Source organism: Vibrio penaeicida (genome assembly GCF_002933855.1).
In the GTDB taxonomy this organism is placed as follows: Bacteria; Pseudomonadota; Gammaproteobacteria; order Enterobacterales; family Vibrionaceae; genus Vibrio; species Vibrio penaeicida_A.
Genome location: NZ_BFAQ01000023.1, coordinates 127,221 through 142,696, shown reverse-complemented (window position 1 = coordinate 142,696; position 15,476 = coordinate 127,221). Strand labels below are relative to the sequence as shown.

14 protein-coding genes and 1 pseudogene are annotated in these 15,476 nt (G+C 47.5%); 3 read left to right on the top strand and 12 right to left on the bottom strand.

Annotated features, from left to right (window positions below):
- Positions 1-220: 220 nt before the first annotated feature.
- Genes VPNCDNU1_RS14025 through VPNCDNU1_RS14015 form a run of 3 tightly spaced genes read left to right on the top strand, consistent with a single transcriptional unit; the run spans position 221 to position 2,851 of the window.
- The gene (locus VPNCDNU1_RS14025) at positions 221-994 is read left to right on the top strand and encodes an SDR family oxidoreductase (protein ID WP_104400892.1); all 774 of its coding nucleotides are present in this window, start codon (positions 221-223) and stop codon (positions 992-994) included.
- Positions 995-1,051: 57 nt separating this feature from the next.
- Entirely contained in the window at positions 1,052-2,290 is a 1,239-nt protein-coding gene (locus VPNCDNU1_RS14020) for a styrene monooxygenase/indole monooxygenase family protein (protein WP_104400891.1), read from the top strand.
- 12 nt (positions 2,291-2,302) lie between these two features.
- Entirely contained in the window at positions 2,303-2,851 is a 549-nt protein-coding gene (locus VPNCDNU1_RS14015; RefSeq protein ID WP_104400890.1) for a flavin reductase family protein, read from the top strand.
- Between the two features lie 146 nt (positions 2,852-2,997).
- On the opposite strand, the gene VPNCDNU1_RS14010 is transcribed toward VPNCDNU1_RS14015, so the two are convergent.
- From VPNCDNU1_RS14010 to VPNCDNU1_RS13955, 12 genes and pseudogenes are all read right to left on the bottom strand, one after another.
- Positions 2,998-4,008 (bottom strand): AraC family transcriptional regulator, encoded by a 1,011-nt coding sequence (locus VPNCDNU1_RS14010; RefSeq protein ID WP_104400889.1) that lies wholly within the window; start codon positions 4,006-4,008, stop codon positions 2,998-3,000.
- 433 nt (positions 4,009-4,441) lie between these two features.
- Positions 4,442-5,054, bottom strand: a pseudogene (locus VPNCDNU1_RS14005) (ABC transporter ATP-binding protein); the annotation flags it as partial.
- On the bottom strand, positions 5,051-5,929 hold the full coding sequence (locus tag VPNCDNU1_RS14000; protein WP_104400887.1) for an ABC transporter ATP-binding protein: 879 nt from the start codon (positions 5,927-5,929) through the stop codon (positions 5,051-5,053). The gene VPNCDNU1_RS14000 and the pseudogene VPNCDNU1_RS14005, both read right to left, overlap by 4 nt.
- An 8-nt stretch (positions 5,930-5,937) precedes the next feature.
- Positions 5,938-6,846 (bottom strand): nickel transporter permease, encoded by a 909-nt coding sequence (gene nikC / locus VPNCDNU1_RS13995; RefSeq protein ID WP_104400886.1) that lies wholly within the window; start codon positions 6,844-6,846, stop codon positions 5,938-5,940.
- Entirely contained in the window at positions 6,843-7,880 is a 1,038-nt protein-coding gene (locus VPNCDNU1_RS13990; RefSeq protein ID WP_104400885.1) for an ABC transporter permease, read from the bottom strand. Before VPNCDNU1_RS13990 ends, nikC begins: the two co-directional genes overlap by 4 nt.
- Positions 7,881-7,901: 21 nt before the next feature.
- Positions 7,902-9,497 (bottom strand): ABC transporter substrate-binding protein, encoded by a 1,596-nt coding sequence (locus VPNCDNU1_RS13985; protein WP_201797126.1) that lies wholly within the window; start codon positions 9,495-9,497, stop codon positions 7,902-7,904.
- A 13-nt stretch (positions 9,498-9,510) separates the two neighbouring features.
- Complete coding sequence (locus VPNCDNU1_RS13980; RefSeq protein WP_104400883.1) at positions 9,511-9,954, bottom strand: GAF domain-containing protein; 444 nt, start codon at positions 9,952-9,954, stop codon at positions 9,511-9,513.
- A gap of 1 nt (position 9,955) precedes the next feature.
- Complete coding sequence (locus VPNCDNU1_RS13975; RefSeq protein ID WP_104400882.1) at positions 9,956-10,519, bottom strand: cupin domain-containing protein; 564 nt, start codon at positions 10,517-10,519, stop codon at positions 9,956-9,958.
- Positions 10,520-10,904: 385 nt separating this feature from the next.
- On the bottom strand, positions 10,905-11,756 hold the full coding sequence (locus VPNCDNU1_RS13970; RefSeq protein ID WP_104400881.1) for a sugar phosphate isomerase/epimerase family protein: 852 nt from the start codon (positions 11,754-11,756) through the stop codon (positions 10,905-10,907).
- A 13-nt stretch (positions 11,757-11,769) separates the two neighbouring features.
- Positions 11,770-12,882, bottom strand: a complete 1,113-nt coding sequence (locus VPNCDNU1_RS13965; RefSeq protein ID WP_237324135.1) for an ABC transporter permease — start codon at positions 12,880-12,882, stop codon at positions 11,770-11,772.
- Positions 12,875-13,933 carry an ABC transporter permease gene (locus VPNCDNU1_RS13960; protein ID WP_104400880.1) on the bottom strand — a complete coding sequence of 353 codons (1,059 nt, stop codon included), beginning with the start codon at positions 13,931-13,933 and terminating at the stop codon, positions 12,875-12,877. Before VPNCDNU1_RS13960 ends, VPNCDNU1_RS13965 begins: the two co-directional genes overlap by 8 nt.
- Positions 13,926-15,440: a sugar ABC transporter ATP-binding protein gene (locus VPNCDNU1_RS13955; protein ID WP_104400879.1), complete on the bottom strand. Its 1,515-nt coding sequence runs from the start codon at positions 15,438-15,440 to the stop codon at positions 13,926-13,928. The genes VPNCDNU1_RS13960 and VPNCDNU1_RS13955 overlap by 8 nt, the downstream gene beginning before the upstream one ends.
- Between the last annotated feature and the right edge of the window lie 36 nt (positions 15,441-15,476).

The window sequence follows — 15,476 nt, the reverse complement described above, 5'->3', positions numbered from 1 at the left end:
TAATCGCAAACACTAAGTACACGTAAGCTAAGCCCGCGAGAATAGTCGCGGGCTTTTTAATTGTCGCCAAAGGCTGCTCTCCCCACTCAATATCAGCCGACTTACCTGCAGGCTTTGGATACCTGAATTCAATTGTGGATAGAGATTGAACCTCACTAGAAGGAGGATGGTAATGCCAACAGGTATACCAATCTAGGTACCGAAACCAAGGAGAGGGTCGATGAAAGGATTAAAAGGAAAAGTCGCCATCGTGACTGGCGGCGTCACAAAAATTGGGCAAGGGGTCGTCAATACTCTGCTCGAATATGGTGTGAAAGTGGTGGTATTTGATATTGCGCCAGCCCCTTACACAGATAACAAAAACTTAAGCTATTTCGAAATCGATATCACAAACGATGAAAAGCTAAACAGCGGCATCGAAGCCACCATGCGAACCCACGGTGGTATCCATTTCCTTGTCAACCTAGCAGCAACATACTTAGACGAAGGGAAAGAATCCAACCGAGAAGATTGGCTTCGTGCCCTCAATACAAACCTTGTCAGTGCCATAATGATATCCAATGCCGTTCGACCCCATATGATGGCGCTAGGTGGTGGTTCAATTGTGAATTTCACCAGTATTTCCTCTTCCATCGCGCAAACCGGTCGCTGGCTCTATCCCGCCTCCAAAGCAGCACTACTTCAAGCCACTCGCAGTATGGCAATGGACTTTTCCCCCGACGGTATCCGAGTTAATTCCGTTTCACCGGGTTGGGTTTGGTCAAGGATCATGGATGAATTAACCGATGGTAATCGAGAAAAAACCGATTCAGTCGCCGCGGATTTTCATCTCGCAGGTCGAGTTGGTACACCAGAAGAAGTATCCCAAGTTGTGGCATTTTTGCTGTCCGACTTATCCAGCTTTGTCACAGGCTCGGATTATTCAGTGGATGGCGGCTATTCCGCAATGGGACCAGAACAAGCAAAACCCGCCATTCCTCGCTTGGCAGAATAAAGAGTCATTGAGGAATAACAGAAAAATGAGACATCTTATTATCAAAGGAGTGAAATCATGAGAAGTATCGCCATTGTTGGGGGAGGACAGGCAGGTCTTCCTTTAGCTATTCGTCTTTTAGACAATGATTACCGTGTGACCGTGGTGACCAACCGGACACCAGAAAGCGTGCGCGATGGAAGAGTGTTGTCCAGCCAGTGTATGTTCGACGACGCGCTTCAAATCGAACGGGACTCAGGCTTAAACTTATGGGAAAAAAATTGCCCGAATATCGATGGCATTGGTTTTTCCGTCCCTCACCCAGAAATCGCAGGGGAAAGAGCTATTAGCTGGAGCGCCACCTTAGACAAACCAGCCCAAGCCGTTGACCAACGAGTCAAAATGCCCATTTGGATGGAGCTCTTTGAGTCCAAAGGAGGCAAGTTGATCATTGAAGATGTCGGTGTCTCTGAACTAGAAAAACTGACATCCACCCACGACTTGGTGCTCCTTGCAGCAGGGAAAGGAGATGTCGTCAGGCTATTTGAGCGCGATGAAGCTCGCTCTACATTCAGTAAACCACAACGCGCGCTTGCCCTTACTTACGTCAACGGCATGAAAAAACAGGATGATTTCAGCCAAGTCGCGTTCAATTTGATTCCGGGCGTGGGTGAATATTTTACCTTTCCAGCGTTCACCACTTCTGGTCCTTGCGACATCATGGTATTTGAGGGAATTCCCGGCGGCGCTATGGATTGCTGGAACGATGTGAGTACCCCACAAGAACACCTTGCCACCAGTAAGAAGATCTTAGAGACCTTTCTCCCTTGGGAAGCAGAGCGTTGCCAACACACAGAATTAACCGACGAAAATGGCATTCTAGCCGGCCGTTTTCCACCAACCATTCGCAAACCTGTGATGACGTTACCTTCGGGACGCTTGGTGTTTGGTATGGGCGATGCAGTAGCAACGAACGATCCGATTACAGGTCAAGGCTCCAACAATGCCACCAAAGCCGCAAAAGTGTACGGCGACGCCATTTTGGCACGAGGAGAGCAGCCATTTAATGCCGACTGGATGAACCAAACCTTCGAAACTTTCTGGGAATACGCAAGCAGTGTGGTGAGTTGGACCAACAGTTTATTGCTTCCGCCTCCGCCCCATATTCTGGAACTGCTCGCGTCGGCACAGCAATACCCATCACTCGCTTCGACCATCGCAAACGGGTTCAATCATCCACCGAGTTTTTACCCTTGGTGGGATGACGCCAATTTGTGTCGAGATTTCGTTGATTCCCACTCGGTTAAAAGTGCGTAGGAGGCAAGATTTATGAGCCATAACTCAACCCCAACTAGCCAAAAACCGACGAGCCAAGAACCGACAAAACAAGACAGCGAATCTTTGCTTCCTCAAGTTCTGCGAAAAGCGCTAGGTAAATACCCAACAGGCGTTGCCATTGTAGCGACTCGAACAGCAGAAGGCGTGCCAATAGGGCTCACGATCAACTCTTTTGCGTCGCTCTCCCTCACGCCTCCTTTAGTGCTTTGGAGTTTAGGAACCCAATCCCCTAACTTGGCGAACTTTAACGACTGTGATCACTTCTCCATCAATGTTCTTTCCGGTGAACAAGAAGATCTGGCTATGCGATTTGCCAGCTCAAAAATAGAGAACAAGTTCGATGGCATTGATTACCACATTAACGCTCAAGGTGTGCCTGTGATTGAAGGCGCTATCGCCACACTGATCTGCAAAAATGCGGAACAAAATTCCGCAGGCGATCACCTACTCTTGATTGGTAGCGTTCTTTCAACAGATTCGACAGAGCGCCCTCCGCTGGTTTTCCACCAAGGGAAATTTACCTCTCTAGCAAGTGCATAGAAGCCATCGCCTCTTGAGACTAGGTTCATCATGAGGTGGACTTGGGTTAAAAGCCTCTTTCGAATGGATTATGACATTCGATAGAGGCTTTATTTAAAGGAATGAGAAAGATAAAAAATTCGAAAGAAAAATGAAAATAGAAAAAACTACAATCGCCTTAGGCTCTCACTTGGGCTTTCGCCATAGCGGCTTTTATACGCGACGCTAAACCGCCCCATATGAGAAAACCCCCACTTCATCGCAACCCCTGTTACGCTTTGCGCCTGCCCACCTTGTAGCTCTGAATGCACCTTTTCCATTCTAAGATTACGCAAGTACTGCATAGGACTGATACCAAGAAAATCTTTAAACCCACCGTATAAGCTGCGTACACTCACGCCAGCAATTCCAGCAAGCCTTTCAGCACTGATGTCTTCGTTCAAGTGTGCATCAATATACGATTGAGCAATCCGAACATGTCGAGGCCGGATAGAGGGTTTGCTTTTCGCTGCATTGGTAGAGTAATTGTGAGAATGGCAACTTAGCAAACACGTGGCGACCAACTGCTCTAGCTGTCCAAGGATCAGGCTATTCTGGTTTTCGAACGGTGAAATCTGAGCGGCATAAGTCAACAAATACCAAAGTAAGCTTGTCCACTCTCGGCTTCTTTGCCATTCAAACCCCAAATCAAACCGAACCGTTTCATGCAGGGCGTGACCCGTTATGCCCACCACAGTACGCTCAATTAATGGCTTTGGAATTTTGATCATCAGCTGATCGACATTTGGCTTCCATTGCATGCTTACACTATCATCAGGGCTTAGCACAGAGGCAAGATTTGTTGTGGAATCCACCACGCTGTGTGGGCTCTCAATCACAGCCCTGCCAGACAGAGGCATTTGGACAAGAAAAAACTCTTTCATTGCACCGGGTTCAATGTCTACCCCAGCACCGTAATGAAGACGGCTTACCGAAATTTCACCTAGCTGCAAAAAATGCATTTTTGCGTCCAACTTGGTGCGATCTTCTTTCACCGAAAGTGAATGAGATTTCATGACTTGCCCTACGGCGTCACACACCTCAGTTACATTCCCAGATGAAAAAAGAAGCCTTTCCGATTGGCTGAATTCCTGATCGACCAAACGAAACAAAGAGTTATTTATTCTGGAGTCATACATCCGTCACTCCTCACTATATTGCGTCAAACTGCTTTTCGTAATGATGTCTTTACAACGGGTATCTGTGTGGCTGCAAAATCACCCATTTATCAAACTCCATTGTTAACATTCTATTTACATACTAAACACAAGATAGTCTACGCATATCCAGCTCTATATCCGAATTGTGCAGAAATTGTCCAAAACTGGTATTGATTGATATATCGACAGGGCTGTACAGTCTATTACGAACTAAGGGCTATTTCGAACTAAGGCTCATTACGAACTGAGCGCAATTACCAACAAAGAGAAAACATTATTTAGTCCAACACTTTTTCGCCATGCGTAGCAGCGAGAAGTTTATGCGTATATTCACTTGTCGCTTGATGGCGCGCTAATCGGTGCACATCCGTCTGCTCTTCGAGCTGCCCTTGGCTCATAACGTATACGTCATCACATAGCCAGTTCACCACGTCGAGATCGTGGCTCACCATCAGATAGGTAAGTTGATGCTGTTGTTGGAGTTGGCGTAATAGATTGAGCACTTCCGCTTGCACAGAAGCGTCCAGTGCGGATGTCGGTTCATCCAATAACACCAGTTTCGGTTTGCTGATGAGCGCACGCGCCACTGCGACTCGCTGCCTTTGCCCACCGGATAACTGGCTGGGATAACGAAAGCGAAACCGCGCATCCAATCCTACGTCCGACAACACGCTGGACACCCTTTTTGATACGTTATCCATACCGTGAATATATGCGACCTCTGACAATGTTTGGTCGATCGTACGCTTAGGGTGCAATGATGCATACGGATCTTGAAACACCATTTGCACATCTTGACGAAGCGATTTTGGGTAAGACTTGCCAGTCTCAAGATTTTGCCCCACGATTTCTACTTCACCTCGCCACTCTTGATTGATACCAGTAAGCAGCTGCAAAACGGTGGACTTGCCCGAACCAGACTCGCCCACTAAACCAACACACTGATTGGCAGCAACGTTGAGGTTAAACTGCTTAACCGCAAGAAATTCCCCCCAATAAATATCGGTATTGCTGATTTTTATCATGCCAGTTTCTCCCATGCTGGATCGCGGTTTAACGTTGAAAGTGGCTGATCGCGTTTTTGATAACTGGGTAAACAAGCCAACAAACCTTGCGTGTATGGATGTTGCGCTTGGTGAAGATCAGATGCCGATAAAGTTTCCACAATGCAGCCACGATACATAACAATGATTCGGTCGCAAAACTCGGCGACGAGGTGTAAATCGTGGCTAATCAAAATCAGACCACTGCCATGCGCTTCCACTGAATTATTCAGTAATTCCAATACTTGTTTCTGTACGGTGACGTCTAATGCAGATGTGGCTTCATCGGCAATCAGAATATTTGGCTGTGGCAGCAACATCATGGCGATCATGACTCGTTGCCCCATTCCCCCCGAAAGTTGGTGGGGATAACATGCCAATACCCTCTCTGGATCTCGAATGGCCACTTCCGCAAGTGCATTGTAAATCGCCTGCTTTGCTTCAAACTTGTTGCCTACGTGGTGTAGCTTCCAAGTTTCAAGCAACTGCCGCTCTACGGTGAGTACCGGATTAAGAGAAAATTTGGGATCTTGCATCACCATAGTGATCGCTTTCCCTCGAACATTGCGCCACTGACGAGGCGACAAACCCAGTAAATTTGTCTCCTGCAAAGACATGCTCTTGGCTGTCATTGAGGCAGCTTGCGGTAACAAACCTAAAATGGCTCGTGCCGTCATGGATTTGCCCGATCCAGACTCGCCGACAATGCCAATTTTTTCTTTACCCATTTCAAGGTTAAAGTTTTTCACCACGTCTACAGGACCTTTCGCCGTAGGAAAGGTGACTGTAAGATTTTCAACTTTCAACAATGGCTTCTCGGCTTTCAGTAATGGCTTTTCAGCTTTCAATAATGACATGGGCACTCCTACCGTTTGCCTTCAAGGGCATCACGCAAACCGTCACCCAATAAGTTAAACGCAAGGCTAACCAACAGAATGGCTATGCCTGGAATGGTCGCAACCCACCATTGATCCAACAAAAACGAGCGACCTTCTGCGATCATCATGCCCCACTCTGGCGTAGGAGGTTTCGCACCCAAGCCCAAGAAACCCAGCCCCGCAGCGACGAGAATGATCCCTGCCATATCCAAGGTGACACGGATGATCACTGAGGTCATGCACATCGGTACAATATGATGATACAAAATTCGTATTGGTGAAGCGCCAGACAGCTTCGCTGCTTGAATGTAATCAGCATTTCGACAGGTAAGCGCTTCTGCACGAGCAACACGTGCATAAGGTGGCCATGCCGTAATGGCAATGGCCAATACGACGTTACCTAAACCCGGCTCCAAGATGGCGACAAAGGCGAGCGCCATTACCAATTTGGGAAACGCGAGAAAGATATCGGTAATGCGCATTAATACCAGCTCGACCCAACCTCCGAAATAACCGGCAACCACACCGATCATGAGGCCCAAAGGTGCCGTAGTAACAACCACTAGCAGCACAATAGTGACGGTCACCTGCGCGCCGTATAATAAGCGACTAAATATGTCTCGCCCAAGGTGATCTGTACCAAGCCAAAAATCCCAAGACGGCGCTAACAAACGTGCTTCTAAATTGGTTTCAATGGGCGAATGCGGTGCAAGCCATGGAGCCAATATTGACACTGCTAGCAATAACACGAGTAATGCAATGCCCATGAGGGTAAGTGGATTGGCGCATAATGCCAGCCAAACTCGATACCAGTTAGCACATCTCGCTTGCCACTGACTGGTTGGGGTATCATCCAATAGCCACTGCTTAATGGAAGGTCTAATGGAAGATTTCATCGTTTCACCCTCGGGTCTAGAAGGGGATAGGCGAGTTCTGCCAACAAGTTCAAACTCACAAAACAGATACCAACAATCAATGTGCCACCCAATACCGCGGGCATATCGGCAGAAAACAGAGCATTAGTAATGTACGCCCCCAAACCCGGCCAAGCAAAGACGCTCTCGGTAAGAACAGCCCCCTCAAGCAAACTGGCGTAGGTAAGCGCCAAAATCGTAATCAGTGGAACTCGAATATTCACCAAACAATGCCGCGTGATTAGGGTAAATTCACTCACGCCTTTCACACGCGCGGTCACCACGTATTCTTTTTCTAACTCATCCAACATCAATGAGCGCGTCATACGACCAATGTAAGCCATGGAGAAATACCCTAATATGAGAACGGGCAGCACTAAGTGACTGATTGCATTACGAAACACATCCCATTGCTGCTCAAGGGCAGAGTCGACAAGAATCATCCCAGTTACAGGTGTGACCAAATACTCGTAGCCGATATCCAACCGCCCTGGTCCGGCTACCCAATCAAGCTTGGCGTAAAACACCAACAGCCCAATTAAACCCAACCAAAATACAGGGGTAGAGTAGCCCACCAGCGAAAAAACCCGAATCAGGTTATCTTGCCATGTCCCCCGATGAAGAGCCGCCCAAATACCAAGCGGAACACCAAGCAGAATGCCCACAATAATACCCAAAGTCGCTAGCTCAAGAGTCGCTGGAAAGAAGTTGCTGATATCTTCCAAGACGGTATTACCCGTACTCTGAGACATGCCTAAGTTGCCGTTTGCGACATCTTTTAGGTAGCGCCAAAACTGGATAGGTAAGGGCTTATCGAGACCAAGCTCAACCTCAACTTGAGCGTACACTTCTGGGCTTGCGCGATCGCCCACCACAGCAACGACGGGATCAATGGGCATAACACGGCCGATAAAAAACGTCACTACCAACAGTGCCACTAAAGTCACCACAACCATGGACGTTTGCTTTGCCAGTATCAGACCGAATGAAAAGAATTTATTGCTTGATCCCACCATGACTGTGCCCCTATTACTGATCTATTTAGTCACTTTTGAGTAGTACACTTGATGGGCGGATGAGCCTTGCTCATAGCCATTAATATTGCTTCGCAGTGCTGTTTGCGCTTGGTTTTGGAACATGACGACAATTGGCGACGTTTTCATCACATCATGTTGTAAATCACGGTATTGCTGTAAGCGCTTATCACGATCGGTTTCTTGAAGTGCCGCTTCTACCTTCTTGTTTAGCTCCAGATCTTGCCAGCCGTTACGCCAAGTTGTAGTAGAGACATAGTGGTCGTCATCGTTATTGGCATTGTAGGCAAAAGCCCCCGCATTGGAATGAGGGTCGGCATAGTCTGGTCCCCAGTACAACAGCATCCCTTCATGTTCCCGTGCACGGTATTTCGTGATGACTTGATTTCCTGTTCCCGGAACCAGATCGATCTTAATACCTGCTTCTGCAAATGTAGCTTGAATTGACTGCGCCATGCTCGAAAACGGCTCGCTATTGATGTAGTCCATTTTCAGGCTCAGATTCTCAATTTTGGCGTCTGTTAAAATCTGCTTGGCTTTTGCCACATCTAACGAATACGGAGTATCACTCACTGCACCCGGCATGCCTTGTGGCCAAAACGCTTGGTGCACTTTGAATTGCCCCTTCAAGAATGAATTCGCCATTCCTTTGTAGTCAATCAGGTATTTCGCAGCACGCCAAAACTCAGGGTTATTCAGTTTGTTGTTTTTCACGTTAAACGAGAAAAAGTAAACCGCCGATTGAGGGTAATCTTCTATTTTTAACTCCGAGTGGGTGGCAATGGCTTGAATTTGATCCGGTCCTAGACCTCGCGCAATATCAATGTCGCCTTTTTCTAACATGATACGTTGTGTTGTTGGCTCAACAATGTGGCGGTAAATCACTTGTTTGATCGCTAAGTCACCCTCCCACCATTTTTTATTAGCGCTAAGTACAACCGTGTCGTTCGCTTTCCAAATACGCAATGAAAATGGACCAGAGCCTGCACTGTTTTTGTTGAGCCAAGCGTTGCCCATATCGCCGTCTTTTTCGTGTTTCTTCACTGTTTTACTATCGACAATAGACGCCACTGTCGCTGTTAAAGTGTTTAACGCAAAGTCAGGGGAAATGCCTTCTTTGTAGTGGACTTTCACTGTGTCATCATCGACTTTAACGACTTGCGATTCGATATTGTCGGCGTTCCAACCCAGTTGTTTCACGACAGCAGAGGGGGTTTTGTTCAACTTCATGACTCGCACAAACGAGTACACAATATCATCCGCTGTTACGTCATTGCCGGATGCAAATCTGGCGCTTTTATCCAGCTCAAAGGTAATGGTGCGAGCAGCACTATCGGCATGCCACGAGCTTGCTAATCCGCCGACGAGTGTATCCGTTGCACCGGCATGGTACTCCACGAGTTGGTCGTACAGATTATTGCTAATTTCTCCTCCTGTGAACTCGTAAATTTGAGCAGGGTCGAGGGTGGCGAGGTCATCAATATTTTTTGCTACAACCAGAGTGGAAGGCGGCGTTGCCGCAATCGTTGATGCGCAAAACAGCGCACTGATGGTAACGGCTAGCTTGCACCAGATTTGGTGTTGTTTTAAGTACTTCACGAAATGTCTCCTGTTACTTTTCAAGTGCACGTCGAAATGCCAACAGATCGGGTGCCACTTTCTGCGCAACTTCCATTGCATTGGGTAAATCAATACTTACGTATGCCCCCTCTTCATCGAGGAGGTTGATGGTGCCAATCACTTCATCCTGAAACATCACAGGAAGATTAATGGCTGATCCTAACTGGAGCTTTTCAAACAAAGCGCTGTCTTTTAGATATTTGTCTAACAAAGCTCGCTCGTTACACACAAAAGGCGTCGCCTTAACAACAACCTGTTGGTGCCAATCATCAAACTCTAAAGGCTTCACACCACTCACTGGATAGTTATTGATGTCGCTGGTGTAGCATCGACACGCATGGTTGCTGGTTAGGCACATAATGGTCAGTAACTTAAATCCCACCGCACGCTTCAGTTCTTGCTGTGTGCTTTCAAAACTCTCAAACCCCTCGCTCATGTCATTCTTCCTTGTGGTGGGCAAAAATATCGAGGTCGCCAAACCACATCACTCGACATGGTGTGGTATGCGTATTACGCCATTGATGAGGGATGGCAGAGCTGTAATGAGCACTATCTCCACTTGTTAGTACTTGGGTTTGATTATTGAGGGTTAACGTCAAATACCCATCCAGTACCACACACAGTTCTTCGCCCTCATGAACCATTGCTTCGGTTTGAAAGCCCGGCTCCAACACAACTTCTGCACCATTTATTCGCTTTCCTGGAAAATCACTCGAAAGTTGTTGATAGTGCGCCTTGCCATCGGGTAAGGAAAAACCTGCGCGGTCTGCAGCCAAGATCACTGAGCCCGCATTGCTTGGCACTGAAACGAAGCTTTCCATATCCGACTGCAACACGTTAGCGATGATCGCGAGTGACGAGAGAGATGGTGAAACATCGTTGCGCTCAACACGAGACAGAAAACCTATAGAGAACTTCGATTCATCGGCGACTTGCTGCAGCGTTTTTCCTAACTCTTTACGCTTTCTTCGAATCCTTGCTCCAAGAGAATATGCATCCATACTCGTTCCCCTCTCAGCATGTTTCAATCATGTTAAATGTGTAAAAATTTTACTATACGTAAAAATATGTTTAGTTCAAGGTAGACCCAATCGATTAAATAACAACCAGATCACACTATTAAAAAAATCATCAAAACAACATAATTATGAATAAAGAAGCAGTGAAATGGCGTAAATCACCGTTATGACAAGAGTTTTATGTTTTTTTATGGAAGACGGTGATGTACTAACTGAAATGTCTCGCAGCCCTATTCACGTAGGAAAAATCGCTAGGCACAAAGTGATAGTGAGCGAGGAATACAGGCTAAAAAGATGACGGGATTTAAATTTACATTGTAAATCTGCCAGATAACCAAACTTATATCTGGCAGATCATTCGTTGCAATTACAATAATCGATACTGTTTGGCTTTGTTTGTTAAAAAACTCAACCCATGTGTCATGACTTCTTCAGGGCTCTCTGCCACTGGTCGCCAAACCGACAGAGCAGAAGCAATTTGCGGTGGTAAATTGATGAAGCTTTCCATGGTCATCCCGCCTTTAAAATTCACCGCCGATAAAGCGGCAAACACTTCATCCCAATCGCATGTACCGGATCCCGGCACGCCGCGATCGCTTTCGGAAAGGTGGATGTATTTTAAGTGCTCTCGGCAATCCAGAATACCATTTGCAGCCCCTTTCTCTTCAATGTTCATGTGATAAGTATCCAAATGAATAAAGATGTTGTCTGAACCAATTCTCTCTAGCAACTCCACAGCTTGCCATCCGGTATTGAATAAATGATTTTCATAACGGTTAATCACTTCAATACCTAACTCGATACCTTGCTTCTTTGCATAGTCCGCCGTTTTTCTCATGGTTACGGCGACGTTATCCAACTCTTTTTGGGTGGGCGGCTTTCCCGTTCTTTCACCGATACCACCATACGTCACCCCAGTGAGCGATTGCCCACCTAATGTCACCGTTTTATCAATAGCAAGCTTAAGAAAATCGAACGCCTTGTCTGGCACTTGAGAGGGTAAACAGTGCAAAGGTACGCCCAAAGAACACACGGCATTGAGCTCTGCTTTTTCCAATAGAGCGCGGGTATGGGGGGCATCTACACCTGGGGGGTCCAACATGGTGATTTCTAAAAAATCGATACCTTGATATTGGCTGGCTTCGGAAATCGCTCGTTCTGCTCCTTCACGGGTCCACTCCAATGCCCACATACTTGTATGTACACCAAATCCTTTCATTTTGTTTCTCCTATTAAACTTTCTTTCTGTAGAACCGTATCCAGCCCCATCGGATAACCATGACGGCAATCAAAAAGAGCCCCCACGCCGCGGTAGCAAAATGTTGATTAATCCCAATTAAATTCAAACCCGAGGAGAGCGCTTGCAATATCACTAACGCCAGAAGAACAGACACCACCCTGCCGAATCCACCAAACGGGTCGACGCCGCCGAGAAAACACGCCAACACGGTGATCAACAAGTAAGACTCGCCATGCCCAACACGCACCGAGTTAAAGCGCAGCATCATAACAATGCCGGCCACGGCGCAAAGCACGCCAGACAAGGTATAAACGAGAGTAAGCGCTCGTTTGGTGTGAATGCCGGAATAACGCACCGCTTCGATATTTGAGCCCATTAGATAGGTGATGAGACCAAGCCGACTTTTGGCGAGAAAGACGTAACAAATCAAAAACACCGAAAGCATGATCAAGAGAGGAATGGGTATCCCCAAGACGCTGCCATGCCCTAAAGGTTGAATAAAATCTGGGAATCCCGAGATGTCTTTCCCGCGGGTAAGAAACTCGCCTAATCCACGCAAAAAAATCATCATGGCGAGTGAAACTAAAATGGGGTGTGCATTGGTGTACGCGATCACTGCGCCCATCATGTAACCAGACAGTGCCCCAACCAATAGCGCAACTAAACACCCTCCAATGAACGCGGCAACTGACGCATCCGTACCACCAAACTGCGTCAGAATCCACGCAAGCGTGAGCCCACAAAAATTGGCACTGAAGGTAATGGCAAGGTTCAAACCGCCCGTCAAAATGGGCAGTAGCATGGCTAGTGTTAAAATACCGAGCTCTGGTAACTGAAATGCCATGGATTCAAAATTAGCCACCGACAAAAAACGCGGCGACGCCAAACTGAAACCGATAAATACCACCGCCAACAACAGACTTAAGCCAATGTTCTCGATACCCACTGTTTTAACAATGTGACGCCAAACGGAATTGCCTTGTTTCGCGTAAGATTGCTTGGACGCAGATCGCTTAGGCGCAGATTGCTTGGACGCAGATTGCTTGGACGCAGATTGCTTGGGCGAAGATTGACTATCCGAATGACGAACAGATTGGTCACTCATGTGCCTCTCCTTTTGCTGTCGCTCTACTAAACCATCTCGAAGGCAAAGACACGGTAGACCAATCCATATTTGAAACGGATATGGCGACCAATATCACCACGCCAACGACCATCTTGAAGGCATAGGGCGATACCCCTAACAGGTTCAGACCGTTTTGCGTTACCGCCACCAGCATCACGCCCAAAATACAACCAAGAACGGTTCCCCGGCCGCCACCAAGTCTTGCACCACCGAGTACGACTGCCGCCAGCACATCCAGCTCACGGCCATACATCGCATTAGGAACAACCTCTTGCGCATAGTTGACCTGCATAAGCCCTGCGATGCCCGCCATCATTCCCATCCAACCAAATGCAATGTACTGCATGGCACCAATATTGATCCCAATTCGCCGAGCCCCTTCGGGGTTATTACCAAACGCGTAGAGCTGCCTTCCGATATTGGTATGGCGAATGAGCACCCATGTCGCGACCACACACCCTGCCATCACGACGACGGGTAGCGTCAACTCTGCCCAAGAGCCGTTTGCCATCTCGTGTTCAAAAATGATCACCCTATCCGTCCACCAATCCGGCAGGTTGTAAATAGAAACCCCACGAGTAAAGAACATCAATAAGCCAAAAAAGGCATTAAATGTAGCAATGGTGACCACGATAGAAATGATCCTAAAATGATGGATAAGCGCGGCGTTGATCGCGCCGAGTACAATGCCAACAACTGCCGACAAACCAACGCCTAACGCCCAACTGCCGCCTCCTAAATCAATAATAGTGGTGGCCACGATGTATTGAACAACCGACGCCCCCACAGCAAAGGAAATATCAATGCCTCCTGCAATCAGAACCACCAGCAACCCGACAGCAAATATCAAGTTGATGGAGCTGGCATTCAGCAAATCAAAAAGGTTAGTTAAGGTAAAAAATTGCTCGGTAGACAGCGATAAGCCAACGCACGCCAGCAACAACACGGCACCAAGCCAAACTTCTGTCGCTTGGTGTCGATACAACGCTTTCCACCACGGCAGTGGCAATGATTGATTTGAATCAGACATACACGACCTCTTCCAACGATTTAAGCGCTAACTGGCGCGGATCGTACTCGCCCACAATGTGACCATCCGCCATATGAAGGACGCGATCCGCATTGAAATACACTTCTTGAATTTCATCGGAGATGAGTAATATTCCTAGTCCTTGTTTGGCTAGGTTCCTCACAATTTCAAAAATGCCCGCACGTGCGCCGACATCCACCCCAACTGTCGGAGAATCTAAAATGAGTAACTTGGGCTGGGTTGCTAACCATTTTGCAATGGCAATACGCTGCTGATTTCCGCCAGACAAAGTGGCGATGGCATCGTCTTGCAAGCCAATTTTTACCGCTAGCTCTTCAATCCAATGCGTGACCAATGCGTTTTTCTTGTCGGAGGAAATGAGTTTTGAACCGGAGAGTAAGCGGTCTAAAACAGGCAATGCGATGTTGTCTGCGATGGATTGCTCTTGAATCAAGCCAAGTGAAAGACGGTCTTCAGAAAGATACGCAATGCCGGAGTCAATCGCATCTCGGTTCGATTGAAAGCGCGCGACTTTCCCATGCATATGAATGGATCCAGACTGGGGAGAAGACATACCAAAAAGGGTTTTCCCAAACTCTGTTCTTCCTGCACCGATTAGACCAATGAGTCCAACCACCTCGCCTTCTTTGACGGTTAAAGAAACATCGTAAAACTCATTGTGACGCGTCAAATTGTGGGTTTGAAGCACAGTGGGGAAATCTTGAGTATCGGTTGCCGCCACTTCGGAGTTCAAGAGCTTCCCCGTCATCAGCTCTGTCAGACGAGACTGTGTCATGTCTTCTGTGTTGTACACCCCAACAAGCCGTCCATCACGCAGCACAGTAACTCGGCTTGAGATTTCCAGAACTTCGACCAAGCGGTGGCTCACAAACACTACGGCGACACCGCTATCGGAGAGCTTACGGACGACATCTAACAAATAGTCTGTCTCTGCTTGAGTAAGCGATGCGGTAGGCTCGTCCATAAACACTACTTTCGCATCAGAGACCAGAGCACGAGCAATCGCCACAATTTGCCTCTCGGCAATGGGTAAGGATTTCACCGTTCGATTCAGATCCATATCCACACCAAGTTTTTTCAGAGCCCGCGTTGCCATATCGGACATGTTGGTGTGATTCACCCAGCGCGGCGTCATGCCTAGGCTGCTTTCCATCGCAATGTTCTCCGCCACGGTCAGCTCAGGAAATAACGCCAGATCTTGCCAAATAACGGCCACACCTAACGAGCGTGCTAAATGCGGTGTCACCTTATTAACCTTTTGGTCCGCCAGTTCCATATCCGCACCTTGCGCAGGCTGATAGACACCGGTAATCACTTTAATGATGGTGCTTTTTCCGCACCCATTTTCGCCCGCAAGGCAATGCACCTCACCGGCTCCTACCTCAAACTCGACATCATCCAGAGCCTGAACACCACCGAATCGAATCGAAACATGCCGAAACTTCAGAATCGACTTTTGGCTCTGATTTGCACTTGAACTATCCACCCAATAACTCCTGTCACTGGTTTACTAAAGCGGGTC